This window comes from Arthrobacter sp. B2060 (assembly GCF_059090445.1).
On the sequence record NZ_JBNHFR010000010.1, the window covers coordinates 189,195 to 206,648 of the forward strand.

At 64.2% G+C, this 17,454-nt stretch carries 14 protein-coding genes; 11 read left to right on the top strand and 3 right to left on the bottom strand.

Going from position 1 to position 17,454, the window contains the following annotated elements:
* The first annotated feature begins 127 nt into the window (after positions 1-127).
* From AC5RUM_RS17110 to AC5RUM_RS17160, 11 genes are all read left to right on the top strand, one after another.
* The gene (locus AC5RUM_RS17110; RefSeq protein WP_494036062.1) at positions 128-1,564 is read left to right on the top strand and encodes a glycoside hydrolase; all 1,437 of its coding nucleotides are present in this window, start codon (positions 128-130) and stop codon (positions 1,562-1,564) included.
* 45 nt (positions 1,565-1,609) lie between these two features.
* The gene (locus AC5RUM_RS17115; protein ID WP_494036063.1) at positions 1,610-2,944 is read left to right on the top strand and encodes an ABC transporter substrate-binding protein; all 1,335 of its coding nucleotides are present in this window, start codon (positions 1,610-1,612) and stop codon (positions 2,942-2,944) included.
* Positions 2,945-2,986: 42 nt separating this feature from the next.
* Positions 2,987-3,868 (top strand): carbohydrate ABC transporter permease, encoded by an 882-nt coding sequence (locus AC5RUM_RS17120; RefSeq protein WP_494036064.1) that lies wholly within the window; start codon positions 2,987-2,989, stop codon positions 3,866-3,868.
* The gene (locus AC5RUM_RS17125; protein ID WP_494036065.1) at positions 3,865-4,770 is read left to right on the top strand and encodes a carbohydrate ABC transporter permease; all 906 of its coding nucleotides are present in this window, start codon (positions 3,865-3,867) and stop codon (positions 4,768-4,770) included. Before AC5RUM_RS17120 ends, AC5RUM_RS17125 begins: the two co-directional genes overlap by 4 nt.
* A gap of 38 nt (positions 4,771-4,808) precedes the next feature.
* Positions 4,809-5,888 (top strand): LacI family DNA-binding transcriptional regulator, encoded by a 1,080-nt coding sequence (locus AC5RUM_RS17130; protein WP_494036066.1) that lies wholly within the window; start codon positions 4,809-4,811, stop codon positions 5,886-5,888.
* A 186-nt stretch (positions 5,889-6,074) separates the two neighbouring features.
* Positions 6,075-7,085: a LacI family DNA-binding transcriptional regulator gene (locus tag AC5RUM_RS17135; RefSeq protein ID WP_494036067.1), complete on the top strand. Its 1,011-nt coding sequence runs from the start codon at positions 6,075-6,077 to the stop codon at positions 7,083-7,085.
* Between the two features lie 63 nt (positions 7,086-7,148).
* On the top strand, positions 7,149-8,453 hold the full coding sequence (locus AC5RUM_RS17140; protein ID WP_494036068.1) for an ABC transporter substrate-binding protein: 1,305 nt from the start codon (positions 7,149-7,151) through the stop codon (positions 8,451-8,453).
* Entirely contained in the window at positions 8,450-9,406 is a 957-nt protein-coding gene (locus tag AC5RUM_RS17145; protein WP_494036069.1) for a carbohydrate ABC transporter permease, read from the top strand. Before AC5RUM_RS17140 ends, AC5RUM_RS17145 begins: the two co-directional genes overlap by 4 nt.
* On the top strand, positions 9,399-10,301 hold the full coding sequence (locus tag AC5RUM_RS17150) for a carbohydrate ABC transporter permease (protein ID WP_494036070.1): 903 nt from the start codon (positions 9,399-9,401) through the stop codon (positions 10,299-10,301). Before AC5RUM_RS17145 ends, AC5RUM_RS17150 begins: the two co-directional genes overlap by 8 nt.
* 32 nt (positions 10,302-10,333) lie before the next feature.
* On the top strand, positions 10,334-11,698 hold the full coding sequence (locus tag AC5RUM_RS17155; RefSeq protein WP_494036071.1) for a glycoside hydrolase family 172 protein: 1,365 nt from the start codon (positions 10,334-10,336) through the stop codon (positions 11,696-11,698).
* 34 nt (positions 11,699-11,732) lie between these two features.
* A complete protein-coding gene (locus AC5RUM_RS17160; protein WP_494036072.1) occupies positions 11,733-13,079 on the top strand; it encodes a glycoside hydrolase family 32 protein in 1,347 nt (448 codons plus the stop codon).
* Between the two features lie 87 nt (positions 13,080-13,166).
* Here the strand turns inward: AC5RUM_RS17160 and AC5RUM_RS17165 are convergent, their stop codons facing one another.
* Genes AC5RUM_RS17165 through AC5RUM_RS17175 form a run of 3 tightly spaced genes read right to left on the bottom strand, consistent with a single transcriptional unit; the run spans position 13,167 to position 17,128 of the window.
* Entirely contained in the window at positions 13,167-14,675 is a 1,509-nt protein-coding gene (locus tag AC5RUM_RS17165) for a CoA-acylating methylmalonate-semialdehyde dehydrogenase (protein ID WP_494036080.1), read from the bottom strand.
* Between the two features lie 18 nt (positions 14,676-14,693).
* Positions 14,694-15,695 carry a D-2-hydroxyacid dehydrogenase gene (locus AC5RUM_RS17170; protein WP_494036073.1) on the bottom strand — a complete coding sequence of 334 codons (1,002 nt, stop codon included), beginning with the start codon at positions 15,693-15,695 and terminating at the stop codon, positions 14,694-14,696.
* Positions 15,692-17,128 carry an aldehyde dehydrogenase family protein gene (locus AC5RUM_RS17175; protein ID WP_494036074.1) on the bottom strand — a complete coding sequence of 479 codons (1,437 nt, stop codon included), beginning with the start codon at positions 17,126-17,128 and terminating at the stop codon, positions 15,692-15,694. Before AC5RUM_RS17175 ends, AC5RUM_RS17170 begins: the two co-directional genes overlap by 4 nt.
* Positions 17,129-17,454 lie beyond the last annotated feature (326 nt).

The following is a 17,454-nucleotide window of genomic DNA, read 5'->3' on the forward strand; positions in this document are numbered from 1 at the left end:
TCAGGGGTCTTGCTGAGCTGAGAGCACCGGAAGCAAAGAAAAAGTTTGCTAAAACGCTTGATCACCCAGCGCATTAACGCTACCTTCCTAGTGATCAAACGCTTTAGCAGAATGGACATCAGCGCAGATGAAACGCTCAGTCTTCTTCCAGCCCAACGACGGATGGGTTGGGGACCTTATCCCCTTCGAGAAGGATGGAGAGTTCTGGCTCTTCTACCTTCACGAAGACCGCTCGGATCCGAAACCCGGGACCTCATGGAACCTCGTCACCACCAAGGACCTCACGCAGTTTGAGGACCATGGCGTTTCCTTGCATCACGGCAGCGAAATGGATCTGGACTTTAATGCCTACACGGGCAGTATCGTCGTCGACGATACCGGCCTTCACCACCTGTTCTACACAGGCCAGAACCCCCGAAATCTCGGCCCTGACGGTCTGCCCCTGCAGCTGGTCATGCACGCCTCCAGCACGGATGGCATGCAGACGTGGGTGAAGCACCCGGAACTCACGTTTGGCGCTCCGGAGGGGTATGAGCCCGGGGACTGGCGGGATCCTTTCGTGTTCAGGGATGAAAGCAAAGGCCAGTGGCGGATGCTGTTGGCGGCACGGCATTCCGACGGGCCTGAACGGCGGCGGGGTGTCATCGCCCAGTGCGTGTCCAGTGACCTGATGACCTGGCAGCACACCGAACCCTTCTGGGATCCGCGCCGCTACATTACGCATGAATGCCCCGACGTCTTCGCTTGGGGCGACTGGTGGTACATGGTGTACTCCGAGTTCTCGGAATCGTTCACCACCCGGTACCGCATGGCCAAGAGCCCCGACGGGCCCTGGACCGTGCCGAACCTGGACAGCATCGACGGCCGCGCGTTCTACGCCTCCAAGACAGCAGAGCGCGAGGGACGCCGCTTCTTCTTCGGCTGGATCGCCAGCAAGGAAGACGACACCGATCAGGGACCTTGGCAGTGGGCCGGCACGATGGCCGTTCTGGAAGCGCGCCAAAACCCGGACGGAACGCTGGGATTTTCTTTCGCCGATGAACTCGTGGGCAGCTTCTGGGAAGACATCCCGGTATCCCTGACCAACGACCTGCCGACACGGCTGGACGTTCCGGACGGGTATGCCGCTGTCACTTCCGACGAAGAACTGCCCAGCCAGTTCTACGCCAAGGCAGTGCTGGACATCGCCCCCAACACCACCGAATGCGGGCTGTTGCTGCGCTCCAGTCAGGACGGGGACCAGTCCTACATTCTGCGCTTGGAACCGAAACGTGGCCGGCTCGTCTTCGACCGCTGGCCACGGGCCATCACAGGAGAGGCCCAATGGCACGTGTCCGGGGACGTTCCGTTCGACATCGAGCTGGAGCGCCCGTGCGACCTTGCTCCGGGCGAGCACACCCTGGAGGTCATCGTCGACGGCGACCTGTGCGTCGCCGTCGTCGACCGTCAGGTAGCTCTCAGCACCCGGGTCTACGACCTGCCCGCGGGACGGATCGGCCTTTTCACCGGCGAAGGATCCGTCGCGATCACCGAACTTGAGATACGTAAGCGCACCGACACCTGAGTATCCCCACCCCAACCTCTGTTCCAATCAAGGGAGATTGCCGCAATGAAAAAACTAATCCGTGCTGCCGCCGTCGCCGCCGTCGCAGCCTTGGCATTGACAGCCTGCGGCGGCGGAGGGTCCAGCGACCCATCCAACGTCAGCCCCACCGGGGAGATCAAAGCCCGTGAAATCTCGTGGCTGCTTTCCCGGCCGGCTGACGGGGCCGTCATCAACATCATGAAGAAGCTCGCCGACGAGTACGCCAAAGACCACCCCGGCTTCGCGCTGAACCTCATCACCACCCCCGACCGGCCCTCTTACATCCAAAAGCTTGAGACGCTGGCTGCGGCCAACAAACTCCCCGAGCTCTTCGACACCGATGCCACGCCTTTCGCCCAACAGCTGGCCAAACAAGGGAAAATGGTCGACGTCGAAAAGCTGCTGAAGTCCCTGGACGTCTACGACGACTACAGGCCCAGCGCGCTGGACTATCAACGGTTCGACGACGGGTCCCTGAATATGATTCCGTTCCAGTTCGAGCTGGAGTTCGTCTGGTACAATAAGGCCCTGCTGCAGAAGGCCGGGGTCTCCGTGCCGAAGTCCCTGGATGACATCCCCGCCATGTGCACCGCCCTGCGGGCCGCCGGCATCACTCCTATTGCCATCGACGGCCAGGACCAATGGCCTCTGGAGCGGTACATCGCCTACCAGCCCTTCCGTGAAGCCGGGCCGGACTTCATTCAAAAGCTCAAGAAGGGCGAAGCGAAGTTCTCTGACCCCGCAGGGCAGAAGACCGTCGAATGGCTGGCGTCGCTCGGCAAGGCGAAGTGCTTCCAGGACGGCTTCTCATCCCAGGGCTACTCCGACGCCCAGAACCAGTTCACCTCCGGACAGGCAGCGATGTACAACATCGGTACCTGGGAACTGCCAAGCCTGGCGACGGACAAGCTGAATCCTGAAGTGCGTGGGGACATCGACTTCTTCACCCTGCCCACGACTGCAGGATCCGTCACGGCCGCCAACGAGTTCGTCTCCCCGTCCGGGATCGGCATGGCCGTCAACTCCAAGACCTACGACCCGCTCGTGAGCGACTTCCTGAAGTTCGCCCTGACGAAGTACCCGTCCGAATACGCGGCCACCGGCGCCCTGTCGCCGACCACCAACGTCGAGACGGCCGTACCGGCCAACGCCACGCCCTTGTACAAGAAGGCCCTGGAGAAGGCCAACGACCTCGGGGAAAAGCAGGCCATGCCGTGGGACACGCAGCTCGACCCGACTACCAACGGCAGGCTGCAGCAGGAGCTCGTGCTCCTGGTCCAAGGCAACATCACGCCAGAACAGTTCACCAGCACGATGGACAGCACCATCGCGCAGAACGCCCCGAAGTTCTTCAAGTAATCACAGCGGTGGGGGCTACGGCCCCCACCCGAAAGGCCAGCCATGCTCCCCAACAGGTCACGACTCTCCGTCCTGGTCTTCCTGCTCCCACCCCTGCTGCTGTACGGCGTCGCGGTGCTGTTCCCCATCATGCAGTCGCTGTTTCTTAGCTTCTTTTCCTGGAACGGCATCAGCGACATGGAGTTCGTGGGGCTCGCCAACTACGTGCGGATGCTCACGGCAGACGACATCTTCTGGCGCTCCTTCTTCAACGCCCTCGGTTATCTCGCCATCTGCCTGGTACTGCAACTCGGCGGCGCCCTGCTCGTCGCCAGCCTCCTCACCTCAATGCGACGCGGCCGCGAGCTCATCAAAACTCTCTACCTCCTGCCGGCGGTGATCTCCACCGTGGCTATCGCGTTCCTCTTCGTGCGCATCTACTCCATTGAACCGGTGGGCCTCCTCAACCAGCTCCTGCACTGGATCGGCCTCGGCGCTCTTGAACGCCCCTGGCTCTCGGACATCAACAGCGTCCTCACCGCAGTATCGGCCCCGGAGGGCTGGCGGTTCACCGGCCTTTACATGCTCATCATCTACGCGGCGCTGCTGTCCGTCCCGCAGGAACTTGAGGAAGCCGCCCGCCTCGACGGCGCCTCGCGGTGGCAACTGTTCACCAAGATCCGCTTCCCGCACATCATGCCCGTCTGGATCACCACCACGATCATGGCAACCACCTACGGCCTGCGCGGATTCGACATCCCGTACCTCATGACAAACGGCGGCCCCGGACAGTCCTCGGAGCTCCTGACCACCTACATGTACAAGACGGCTTTCACGAGCACCGACTTCGGATACGCCAGCACCATCGCCGTCTTCATCGTCGTCGAGTGCCTGGTCGCCGTCGGACTCATTCTCTTCATGCTCAAACGAAAGGCGGACGCATGACCGCGCCAGCAGCTCCTGTTACAAGGCCACTTGCGGCCCCAGCAGACAGCCCGCCGCCACTCCGCAGGCGGCGGCCGCCCAGCCTCCACAGCACGCTGTCAAAGGTGATCATCGCCCTCATCGTCATCGTGCAGGTCTACCCTCTGGCCTGGCTCTTCATCACGAGCCTGCGCACCGAACATGACTTCGCGACCGGCGACCCTTTCGCGCTTCCCAAGGCGATCACCTTCGATAACTACGCCCGCGCCTTCGAAACGGGCAACCTCGGAATGAACATCCTCAACAGCTTCATCGTCACGATGGGTGCCAACCTCCTGATTGTTCTCCTGGGCATGATGGCCGCCTACGCCCTGCAGGTCCTCGGCTTCCGCTTCAGCAAATTCGTCCGCAGCCTTTTCCTGATCGGCATCATCGTGCCCGTGCAGATCGCACTTGTGCCGCTCTTCATCGACTACTCGACCATCAACCTGCTCGACACGTACCCATCGATGATCATCCCTCTGGCCGGCTTCGCCCTTCCGATGTCGATCTACCTTTTCTCCTCGTTCTTTGAGTACATCCCGCGGGAAACGTACGAGGCCGCCTCTCTTGACGGAGCAGGTCCGTACCGCATCTTCGGACTCATCACCCTCCCCCTTTCGGTGAATACCGTCGTGACAGTCGTGCTGGTCAACAGCATCTTCATCTGGAACGATTTCATTTTCGCCAACACCTTCGTCCTCTCCGAGGAACTGAAGACCATTCCGCTGGGCCTGCAGAACTATATCGGCGCGATGGGCAAGACCGACTGGACAGCCACGTTCGCGGCCGTCTGCGTCACCATCACGCCCCTGCTGCTGGTGTTCCTCGTGCTGAACAAAGCAATGATCCAAGGCCTGGAAAGCGGGGCGACGAAGGGATGACGGCCGCGGCAGACGGATATACTCCTGATGGAGGGCACATGATTTCGCAGGAGAAAAATTCAGGCAAAGCGGCCACCCCCGACGTTCCTGTCAGAACGGGCACCGCCCATCCAGTCACCCTCCGCGAGGTCGCTGAAGCAGCCGGCGTGTCCACCGCCACGGTCTCGCTGGTCATCAACAAGAAGAAGAATGCCCGCATAGCGGATGAGACGCGGCAACGAGTCAACGACGCGATCCGGCAGCTCGGTTACCGCCCCAACGCATTGGCCAAGACCCTGGTCAGCGGCACCTCACGGTTCATCGGGCTGGTCGCAGACGGCGTCGCCACCACCCCCTTCGCCGGCCAGATCATCCACGGCGCCCAGGACGAAGCCTGGAAGCACGGGTACGCCCTTCTTATCGCCAACACCGAAGGCAACCGCGAGCTTGAAAAGGACGCCATCGCCATGATGCTCGAATACAAGGTGCGCGGAATCCTCTACTCCACCTGGTTCCATCGGCCAACCGACATCCCGGATACCTTGCGCGAAGCGGACTTCGTCCTCGTCAACTGCTTCTCTCCAGAGCCCGGGGCGGCCCGCGCTGTCGTACCCGACGAAGTACAGGGTGGGCACTCCGCCACGGAAATCCTGCTTCGCGGCGGCCACCGGCGCATCGCTTTCATCAATGCCACCATCCCGGCGCCTGCCAAGGACGGCCGGCTACAGGGCTACAAAGATGCCCTGGAGGCTGCCGGAATTCCATTCGACGCGGACCTGGTGATGGAAGCCTATCCCGATCAGGAAGGCGGATACGGCGCTACCGACGAGCTGCTCAAGCGCCACGTCACAGCCGTGTACTGCTACAACGACCGGATGGCCATGGGACTGTACGACGGCCTGCGGGAAAATGGGCTCTCCATCCCGAACGACATTGCCGTCGTGGGTTTCGATAACCAGGAAGTCATCGCCGCTCACCTTCGCCCGCCGCTGTCCACGGTTTCGCTGCCCCACTACGAACTCGGTGCGGCAGGAGTGCGCATGCTGCTGGGCCTGGACGGCGCACCGAATGACTCCGCCGTGAAGATCGCGTGCCCCGCAATTGAGCGCGCTTCTGTTGCTGTTCACTCACCGGCATAGGTTCTAAACACCCGCGACGGCGGCGCGTCCCCTGAGTGTGGGGGCGCGCCGCCGTCGCGTCCGGGATCAGCGCAACCCACCCTGCGCTGAGAAACCTCACATCTCTTTCTGTGACCCATTGCACATCGAAACGTTTGCCTCTACTATCGAAACGTTCGCGCAAACGTTTTTCTTGAAGGAGGCGCAGTGGCAACCATCGTCGATGTCGCATCACTTGCCGGTGTTTCGACGTCCACTGTGTCGCACGTCCTCAACGAAACCCGGCACGTCGAACCCGAGACTAAGGCCCGCGTCATGAGTGCGGTGCAGGCGACGGGCTACCGGCGGGACGTGCTGGCCCGTTCCATGCGCCGCTCCAGGACAGACTCCATCGGCCTCGTTGTCTCGGACGCCGGGGAGCCGGCCTTTGCGGACATGGTGCACGGGGTGGAGGAGGCCGCAGCGCAGCTCGGCCTGTCCCTGCTGCTGGCGAACTCGGCGGAAGATCCCGCCAGGGAACGCGCCGCGGTGGAGGCACTTCTGGACCGCCGCGTGGACGGCCTAATCATCGCGAGGGCAGCCGGCTCACAGGCCGGGCTGCTTGAGCGGATCCGGAACGAAAAGAAGCCACTGGTGCTGCTGGACCGGCTCGCGGACCTGGACGTGGACCAGGTGGGGGTGAACAACCAGGCCGCCATGGCAGCCCTGGTTGACCACCTCACGGACCGCGGCCACGAACGGATCATGCTCATCTCGGGCGACCTGCGGGTCTCCTCGCTCCGCGAGCGCCATGACGGTTTCCGCGCCGCCATGTCCAGGCGCGGACTGGAGGTACCGGCCAGCCTGCTGTGCGAGGGCACGGTCACAGCGGCGGCAACGTTTGACCGGGTCCGGCCGCTGCTTGACGGCTCCGCCGCGGGTCCGACGGCGATCCTGGCCTGCAGCACCGTGTTGGCGGCAGGAGCCCTGCGTGCAGTCCAGTATCAAGGGCTGCAGGTGCCCGGGACCATGGCCTTCGCCACGTTCGACGGCTTTACCTACCCGGACCTGTTCCAGCCCCAGATCACCACCGTACGCCAACCGGCATTCCGGCTCGGCGAGAACGCCGTGGGTTTACTCATGCGGCGCCTCGAGAACCCCTCCGCCCCCACCAAGATCCTGCGGCTCGAATCCGAGATCGAGTTCCGCCGCTCCACCGAACAACAGCTCCACCAGTAACTGCTCTACAAACCCCATCGCATTCCATCAGCGCATCCCGCGCCGCATGCAAAGGAGCATCACATGAGAAAAACAGTCCGCACCACCATCGCCTCGGCGGCAGCCGCGGCCCTGCTGGCCCTCACCGCCTGCGGAAGCGCCACGGATTCCGCCGCACCGGCGGCAGACGGACCCTACTCGGCCCCGGCGAAGGACATCACCGCCACCATCTCCGTTTCGAACTGGGGCGACCCGGGAGACAAAGCCGTGTACGACGGCGTCGCCGAACGCTTCAAAGAGAAGTACCCGAACGTGACGGTGAACAACAACTTCACCCCCATCACCACCTGGACCGAATACGTCAACAAGCTCGTGACGCAGGCCGCCGCCGGGCAGGCCCCGGACGTCATCAACATCGCCACCGAAGGTGTGGAGCTGGGCCTGGCCAACGAGCTGTTCACTCCCCTGGACGGCTTCCTCAAGAACGACCCCGAGGCAGAATCCCTGCGCAAGGACATCGACCCGAAGCTGCTCGAAGGGTTCAGCAAGGACGGCTCCACCTACCTGATGCCCAACACGTTCAACACCATGGTGATCTACTACAACACCAAGATCTTCGAGGCCGCCGGCATCGAGCGGCCCAGCGATGACTGGACCTGGGACGACTTCCTGGCGATCGCCAAGAAGCTGACGACCGGTTCAGGCGCCAACAAGGTCTACGGCTTCGCCATGCCGTACTACTCCTTCGGCATCACCCCGTGGCTGTACTCCAACGGCACGTCGATGATGAGCGAGGACCTGCAAACCGCCCAGCTGACCGACGAAAAGGTCAAGGAAACCGTGGGCTGGGTCCGCGATCTTGTCACCGAGCACGGAGTGTCGCCCCAGCCCAAGGGATCTGACCCCTACCAGCTGTTCCCCGCCGGCAAGGCAGCCATGACCGGCGCCGGGCACTTCGTCACCGGCGGGTTCGAAAAGGCAGGCTTCGAAGACTACGACATCCTTCCGTGGCCGAAGGGAACCACCAAGTCCACGGTCTTCGGCGCCGGAGCGTTCGCGGTCTCCAAGACGTCCAAGAACCCGGAGCTGTCCTGGGAGTTCATCAAGATGCTCACCGACCAGCAGACGCAGAAAAAATGGGCCGACGCCGGCGCCGCCGTTCCGTCCACCAAGACCGCCGCTTCATCACCGGAGTTCCTGGCCTCCCCCAAGCACGCCGCAGAGTTCTACAACTCCCTCTCCTACGCCAAGCCCGTAGCCGCCCCCCGCGCCTACAACGTGCTGGATCCGGCGTTCATGCGGGCCATGGACGAGATCATGTCCGGCCAGGACATCGGCTCCTCACTGGAGAAGGCCCAAAAGGACGTTGAGGAGGCGCTGCAGCAATGACACTGACCGCCCCCACAACCCAGCTGCCCCCTGCGCCCCCAACAGGGCGCGGGGGCCGCCCCGGGCACCGCAGCGCGGCCCGCCGTCGGGAAGCCCTCACCGGGTACGCGTTCACGGCACCCACCGTCATCGGGTTCCTGGTTTTCGTCCTGGGACCCTTGGTGGCGGCCCTCTACCTGAGCCTCACCAAATACAACATCCTCACGGCACCCAAGTTTGTCGGCCTGGACAACTACGTACGCATGTTCCGGGACGAACGCCTGGCCACCACGTACGGCAACACGGTCCTCTACGTGGGTGCCGCCGTCGTCCTCATCAACGGTTTCGCGCTCCTGTTCGCCGTCCTGATCAACCAGCGGCTCCCCCGGGCCCTGACGTACGTCTTCCGCTCGGCGTACTTCTTCCCCTACCTGGTGGCCCTGGTCTACGTCTCCATCATCTGGCAGGCACTGTTCCAGAAGGACACCGGCATCCTGAATTACTACCTCACCGCGATGGGCGGGGAACGGATCGACTGGCTCAACAGCTCCGAGTTCTCCAAGGCATCCGTGGTCATCGTGGACACCTGGCGGAACGTGGGGTTCGCGATGCTGATCTTCGTGGCGGCCCTGCAGGAAGTCCCCAAGGACATGGTGGAGGCCGCCGGCATGGACGGTGCCAACGAGTGGCAGGTCTTCCGCAGGATCGTCCTGCCGATGATCAGCCAGGCCACGTTCTTCAACATCACCATCACCATCATCGGCGCGTTCCAGATCTACGAATCGATCATCGTGCTCACCCGGGGAGGCCCGGGTGACGCCAGCCGCAGCGTGGTGATGTACATCGCCGAAGTGGCCTTCAACAAGTTCGATATGGGCTACGCCTCAGCCATCGCGGTAACCCTGTTCCTCATCATCATGCTGGTGACGCTGGTGCAATTCCGCCTTCGAAAGTCATGGGTGAACAATGAGTAACCTCAACGTCCCGGTCCTCCCCTCCCGCGGAGGTGCCGGAAAAGCAGGCAACGGGAAAGCCGTACGACGGCGGCCCGGCGTCGGGAAGTCCGTTTCAGTTGCGCTGCTGGTCATCGGAGCGGTGGGAATGATCGCCCCGTTCCTGTGGATGTTCACCACGTCGCTTCGCGACGCCAGCCACGCGTACGACCTGCCGCCGCAGTGGCTGCCCACCGAATGGGACTGGTCCAACTACGCCGCGGCAGTCAGCGGGCCGGTGCCCATCCTGCGGAACATGCTCAACAGCGCCGTCATCGCCATCGCCGTCAGCATCGGCATGATCATCACGGCGCCGATGGCCGGCTATGCCTTCGCCAAGCTGGAGTTCCCCGGCCGCAACTCCATCTTCGTGGGCCTGCTGTCCTCATTGATGGTTCCGGCGCAGGTGACCATCATTCCGCTGTTCCTGCTGATGCGGACCTTCGGACTGCTGGACAACCCGCTCAGCCTGATCCTGCCCGGCATCACCGGCGCGCTGGGCGTCTTCCTGCTGCGGCAGTTCTTCCTGGGGCTGCCGCAGGAAATCATCGACGCCGCCCGCATGGACGGCGCCACCGCCTGGCAGACGTACCGGCTGATCGCGCTGCCGCTGGCCAAGAACGCCGTTAGCACCCTGGGCGTCATCACTTTCCTGGGCTCCTGGAACGCCTACTTCGCGCCGTCGATCTTCCTCAACAGCACGGACACCGCCACCCTGCCGCTGGGCCTGGTCCTGATGCTCGGCCCCTACGGTGCCGGGAACGTGGCCCAGGTGATGGCTGCCACCACCATCGCCATCGCCCCCGCGCTCATCGTCTTCCTCGTGGCCCAGCGGTGGATCATCGCCAGCCTCACCCAATCAGCCGTCAAGGGCTAACCACCTCCTCTCTTACGAAAGGCACCATTCCCATGGCTTCATCGCCCCGCTCCGGCCTCCTCTCGAGCCTGACAAAGCTCTCCACCGCCCGCACGGCCCGCGCCTCCAGCTGGGACCAGTCCGGCCGGAACCGCGACAACTGGATCGTCATGCCCGGCGAGGAACGCGTCCTTGCAGACATCGAGGGGCCGGGCGCCATCACGCACATCTGGATGACCCAGTCCTGCCGGATCCAGCCCGGGCCCGGCCAGATCTCCCCGGAACTCGTGGGCGTGCCCATGCTCGAAATCCACAACGCCCTCGGCGTCAGCTGGGAAGTGGTGGACCCGGACTACTACCGCAAGATCGTCCTCAAAATGTACTGGGATGACCAGGACACGCCCAGCGTCATCGCGCCGCTGGGTGACTTCTTCGGCCTGCTGAACTCGCTGTCCGGCTCCTACGACTCGCTGCCTCTCTCCGTCTCCGTGAAGGAAGGGGAGCTGAACACCTTCGGCGGCAGCGCGGCCTTCAACAGCTACTTCGAGATGCCCTTCAACTCCCGGGCGAGGATCGTCGTCGAAAACCAGAACGACATCCCCTACCTGCAGTACTTCTACATCGACTACGAGCTCTACACCGAGCCCCTGCCCGAGGACACCGCCTACTTCCACGCGCACTGGCGCAGGCAGAAACCCAACGCCGGATGGGGCCCGGACCTGCAGACCAACAGCATCGAGGTGGCCATCCCCAACCTCTCGGGGGACGACAACTATGTTGTCCTGGAAACCGAAGGACAGGGTCACTACGTGGGGTGCAACCTGGCCGTGCGCCACTTCCAGGGCTCCTGGTGGGGCGAGGGAGATGACATGATCTTCATCGACGACGACACCTGGCCGCCCAGCCTGCACGGCACCGGCATGGAGGACTACTTCGGCCACGCCTGGGGAATGCAGCACAACGCCTTCCTGATGAACGGCACCATGGTGCACGAAGAAAACGTGCCCGGCTTCCACCACAGCTACCGCTTCCACATGACGGATCCCATCAGGTTCCAGAAGCGCATCAAGGTCACGTTCGAGCATGGCCACGCCAACCACCTCTCCGATGACTGGTCCTCCACCGCCTACTGGTACCAGACGCTCCCCTCCCCCGTTCTGGACATCGACCCCGTGGAGGAACGCCTGCCGCTGCGGCCGCGTGAGCAGGTGGAAGAGCGCCCCCTCCCGGACCTGACACCGGCCCAGCAGGCCGCCCGCGACGCCTCGGCTGCGCGGATGAAGCAGTTCACCGAAACGCGGGACGCAGTCCGGAACGAGCGCCGGGCGGAAATCGACGCATGGGAGAAGGCCAACGCCGAGCAGGCGCGGGAAGTCCGGCAACGCTTCCTGGCCGCCAACAGCGTCCTGGCCCAGTGACCCCACAATCCCCGAAAAGCAGAAAAGGATCAGCATGAATACGCAGGAACCGCGGCCCGCCTTCCACTTCACAGCCGCCGAAGGGTGGATCAACGATCCCCTTGGAGTGACCTGGAAGGACGGCCAGTACCACCTCTTCTACCAGTACGTTCCGGGCCGCACCACGTGGGCCTCCGACTGCCACTGGGGCCACGCCACCTCCCCGGACATGATCGCCTGGACCGAGCAGGGCGTCGCCGTGGCGCCCGGGGACGGGGACGACGGCGTCTGGTCGGGTTCCATAGTCACCGGCGAGGATGGTGCCGCGACCATGTTCTACACGTCGGTCACCGAACCGGACATTGGCGTCGGCACCGTCCGCACTGCAACTCCGGACGACGCCTCCTGGACCACGTGGACCAAGGGTGCGAAGCTGATGACCGCGCCGGATCTTGGCGTGGTGGCCTACCGGGACCCGTTCGTTTTCCGCGACGGCGGGCACTGGCGGATGTTCGTGGGCGCCGGGCTGGAGGGCGGAACCGCCGCCGCCATTTCTTACAGCTCCCCGGACCTTTCGCGGTGGACACTGGACGGCATCGCCGCGCAGCGCACCGGCACGGAGACGGAGCATGTTTGGACCGGCGCCATGTGGGAGTGCCCCCAGCTGTTTGAGATCGGCGGCTCCCACGTCCTCGTCACCTCCGTCTGGGAGGACGACGTGCTGCACTATGTGGCCTACGGTGTGGGAACCTACTCTGACGGGAAGTTCACCGCCCGTTCCTGGGGTCAGCTCAGCTTCGGCAAGAGCTACTACGCGCCGTCGTTCTTTCGGGACAAGGACGGCGACCCGTCGCTGATTTTCTGGATCCGCGGCGTGGTCAGCCCCGACCGGCAGTGGGCCAGCGCGCTGAGCATTCCGCACACGCTGACCCTCGACGGCGACACGCTGGTGGCCACCCCGCACGCCGACCTCGCGCAGTATTCCCAGCCGGGCCGCCTGGAGCAGGTGGGCGCCACGGTTTTCGAGACCGTGCTCGACGGCGGTGGGGACCTGCGGTGTAACGTCACCGCCGGGACGGTCATCCGCCTCACCACCATGGACGGCCCCCTGGCCACCATGCGGCACGACGGGAAGGGCATCCGCGTGACGGCCGCCGGGAACACCGATTTCGCCGACGCGTTTCTGCCGGCGGACGAGGGGGCCGAACTCCGGGTGATCATCGACGCCGGAGTGCTGGAACTCTCCGGCAGGCAAGGAATCATGGCGGTCCCGCTGCCCGTCATGGACTCGCCGGTGACGCTGACCGTGAGCGGTGCGTCCGGCACGCCCCTGCTACGCACAGTGACGAGGCCGGCGCCTCAGGCGGCGGACCTGCATCTTGCTGCCACGTCCCTGCCGTAGCTCCTCGGGTAGCCCGAACCCCTGCCGGCCGTAAACCTCCCTTCATGGAGGCTGCGGCGGCAGGGGAACCGGGTCAACCAGTTGCGGCTAGTTGGAGGGGAAGTTGTAGGAGGCGCCGGAGGCCTGGGCGGGCTCGGGCCAGCGCGACGTCACGACCTTGCCGCGGGTGTAGAAGGACACGCCTTCGGGGCCGTAGATGTGCTTGTCACCGAAGAGCGAGGCCTTCCAGCCGCCGAAGGAGTGGTAGGCCACGGGGACAGGCAGGGGCACGTTGATGCCGATCATTCCGACGGTGACGGAGCGCTGGAACTTCCGCGCGGAGGCGCCGGAGGAGGTGAAGATGGCGGTTCCGTTGCCGTACGGGTTGGAATTGATCAGCCTGATGCCCTCCTCCAGGTCATCGACGCGGACCATCACGAGCACGGGGCCGAAGATCTCCTCGGTGTAGGCGGTCATCTCGGTCGTGACGTGGTCGATCACGGTGGGGCCGACCCAGAACCCCTCCTCGTGACCGGGGACCACGAGGTCGCGGCCGTCCACCACCATGGCGGCGCCGGCCTGTTCGGCCTCGCCGACGATCCGCAGAATGCGTTCCCTGGATTCCGGAGTGATGACCGGGCCCATCTCGGCACCCGGAGCGGTGCCGTTGTCGACCTTCACGTCCAGGGCACGCTCCTGGACCTTCTTCACCAGCAGGTCCGCGGCGTCCCCCACGGCGACCGCCACGGAGACCGCCATGCAGCGCTGCCCTGCGGAACCGAAAGCCGCGGCGGCGAGGTGGTCGGCAGCGTTGTCCAGGTCCGCGTCCGGCAGCACGATGGCGTGGTTCTTCGCCCCGCCCAGGGCCTGGACGCGCTTGCCGTGCGCCGTGGCGGTCTCCTGGACGTACTGCGCGATCGGGGTGGAACCGACGAAAGAGATGCCGTCCACATCCGGGTGGGTCAGCAAACCGTCAACGGTCTCCTTGCCGCCATGCAGGACCTGGAACACGCCGTCCGGCAGGCCCGCGGTCTTCCACAACCTCGCGAGCAGCATCGAAGCCGAGGGATCGCGCTCGGAGGGCTTAAGGATGAAGGCGTTGCCGGTGGCGATCGCCATCGGCGCCATCCACAGCGGCACCATGACAGGGAAATTGAACGGCGTGATGCCGGCCACCACGCCGAGCGGCTCGCGGAAGGAGAACACGTCGATGCCCGTGGAAACCTGGTCCGAATAATCACCCTTGAGCAGCTGCGGGATACCGCAGGCGAACTCGACCACCTCCAGGCCCCGGGCGATCTCGCCCTTGGCATCGGAGAGGACCTTGCCGTGCTCGGCCGTGATCAGCTCAGCGAGTTCGTCCACATGCAATGCCACCAGTTCGCGGAACTTGAACAACACCGCCGTGCGCTTCGCCAGGGAAATGTCGCCCCACGTCTCCGCAGCCTTCTTGGCCGCGGCGACGGCAGTGTCCAGGTCTGCCTGGTTCGCAATCCGGAGCTCACCCGACACCTGGCCGGTGGCCGGGTTGTACACCGGTCGGGTACTGTCACCCGTACCGGCGGATTCACGTCCGTTGATGAAGTGGTTGATCAGGGTCAGTGTCGCTGTTGACATGGTCACGGCAGTTTCTCCTTAGAAAGTGAGGGAGGGCTCAGCAGTCGGTACAAAGCCCAGGGACTTGTCCACGACGTTTTCCAGTGGCTCGCCGTTGCAGTACCGCTTCAGGTTGTCCACGAAGAGCTTGGCGAGATCATCGAGGTAGTCCTCGGTGTCACCGCTCATGTGCGGGGTAATGATGACGTTCTCCGTCCCCCATAGCGCATGCCCCTCCGGCAGCGGCTCCGGGTGCACGACGTCAAGGGCGGCACCGGCGATGGAGCCCGACGCCAACGCCTCGATGAGGGCATCTGTGTGGACGAGTTCCCCGCGCCCTACGTTTATCAGCCGGGCCGACGGCCTCATGGCCGCAAGTACTCTCGCATCAACGAGTCCCCTGGTATCTGACGTCAGCGGTGCTGCCAGGACGACGTAGTCGTAGTCATGGACGATTCCGGCCAGTTCCCGGGAGGAGTGTATCCGGCCAAAGTCGGCATCCCCCGGCCGGCTGGCCCGGCCGGCGCCGTCCACCTCCATCCCTACGGCCCGGAACAGGCGTGCGATTTCGCGCCCGATCGACCCGGTGCCCACCACCAGCGCGCTCTGGCCCTGAATCTTGCGGGTGACCCTGTGCTGCCAGCGCTGTTGCTGCTGCAGCCGGAAGGAACCCTGGGCGTCCTTGGCCATGTCCAGCACGAAGCCCAGCGTGAACTCCGCGATGGCCCGGCTGAGGACCCCGCGCGAGTTCGTGTAGACAACGTCGCTCTGGATCAGTTCATCGAACAGCAGCTGGCTCACACCGGCCGCCGTAACATGGACCCATTTCAGCGTAGAGGCAGCGTCCCAGTTCTCCCTGAGCGCCGGCGAGAAGGAATGCCACTGATACAGCACGTCCGCGCCGTCCATGGCCTTCGCCAGGCCATCAGCCTTGGTCAGCCGGACCTCTGCGAGCTCCTCAATTTCTGCCAAGCGCGGCGGCAAGGCCTCCCGATACAGAGCCGCGACAACCGGCCGCCGGCCGTGCACTGCATCGCTCATGCAGAAATCCCGGTTGTGGGTGTTTGTGTGTTCTCCCACAGTCCGACGATATTCTGCCTGGGCTCTCCAAGGTTGATGATGGTGTTTTTCGGTTCGGTCATCTCCCGGACGGCATGCCGGACGCCTTCGCGGCCTACCCCGGATTTCTTGAACCCGCCAAAGGGCATGGAGTCGATGCGGACGTCGCTGGTCTCGTTGATGACCACGGCGCCGACGTGCAGCTTGTCCGCGATGGCCAGGGCGAGGTCGATGGACTGGGTGAAGACGCCGGCCTGCAGCCCGTACTCGGAGTTGTTCGCCGCGAGGATGGCATCCTGGACGTCGGTGAACGGCAGGATGCTGACCACGGGCCCGAACACCTCGTCGCGGATGACCCGGCATTCCGCGGGCACGTCGGTCAGCACGGTGGGCTCGTAGTACGCCCCCCGCCGCTGGCCGCCGGCAAGCAGGCTGGCACCGGCCGCAGTGGCTTCTTCCACCCATTCCTCGACACGGCGGGCCTCTGCCTCGGAAATCAGCGGCCCAATATCGGTGGTCCGGTCAAGCTTGGGTCCTGTCTTGAGCGCCTTGGTCTCGCGGGCAACCTGCTCCACTACCTGATCGAAGAGCGAGGCGTGAACGTACACCCGCTGCACCGACAGGCAGTTCTGCCCCGCCACACCAAAGGCTCCGGCCACGATCGCCGTCGCCGCGGCCTCGGGGTCCGCGTCCGCGCAGACAAGCGTGGCGTTGTTGCCGCCGAGTTCGGAGAGGATCTTCTTGGCCCCGGCTGCTGCGGCAATACGGTCGGCCGTGGCGGGGCCGCCCGTGAAGGAGATCAGGTCCACCCGCTCATCGGTGACAAGTGCTTCGGAAACGCCCGGTCCGGAGACGATCGCGGCAATGCGACCCGACGGGACACCCGCTTCCAGCAGCAGCTGCACCAGCGCCAGCCCGCTAAGCGGCGTACGTCCGGAAGGCTTCAGCACGACGCCGTTGCCCCCAATCAGCGCCGGGCCCAGTTTGTGTGCCACCAGGTTCAGCGGATCGTTAAACGGCGTAATGGCCGCGACGATGCCAACCGGCTTGCGGCTGTACCAGCCGATCTTGCCGCCGCCGGCCAGGCTGTCCTCGAAACCCAGAGTCTCCCCCGCCAGTTCCTCGGACGCCGCGGCGGAAAGCCGCAGGGTTTCAATGCAGCGGCGCACCTCGCGCTCCGCTTCGGAGATGGTCTTGCTGCTCTCCGCGGCGATAATGCCGGCAAAGCGGGCAGACTGCTCGCCCAGAAGCAGCACAGCCCTCTCCAGGGCCTGGCGGCGGGCCCGCACCGGCCAGTTCTCTACCTGCAGGTGACGGTGGATATGCGCGATGGCACGCTTCACGTCCCCGGCCGTGGAGGTGCAGACGCGCCCCACTAGGAAACCGTCCTGGGGGTCCCGGACTTCCAGCGTCATCTCATCGCTCTGCCAGTGCCCTTCAAAGAAGGCACCTCCGGGGAGATTGGCAACTACTGACCGGCTATCCCCTGTTTGCGGGCGCGCGTCATCGAGGCTTGTAAATGGCAGCATATGATCCCTTGCCTAGGTGATGTATCTGGGTAATCTGAAGCCGGGCAGCCGATTGATTCGGCTGCCCGGCTTTTCAGGGTGTTACTTGACTCGGTCGATGATCTTGGCGGCGGCGCCGATGAAGGGCAGGAACCAGGGCGGGCCGAAGTGTCCGGGTACGGGCGGGTTTTTGAGGTCTTCCCATACGTTGGCGGTCTTGTCGCCGGCCATGT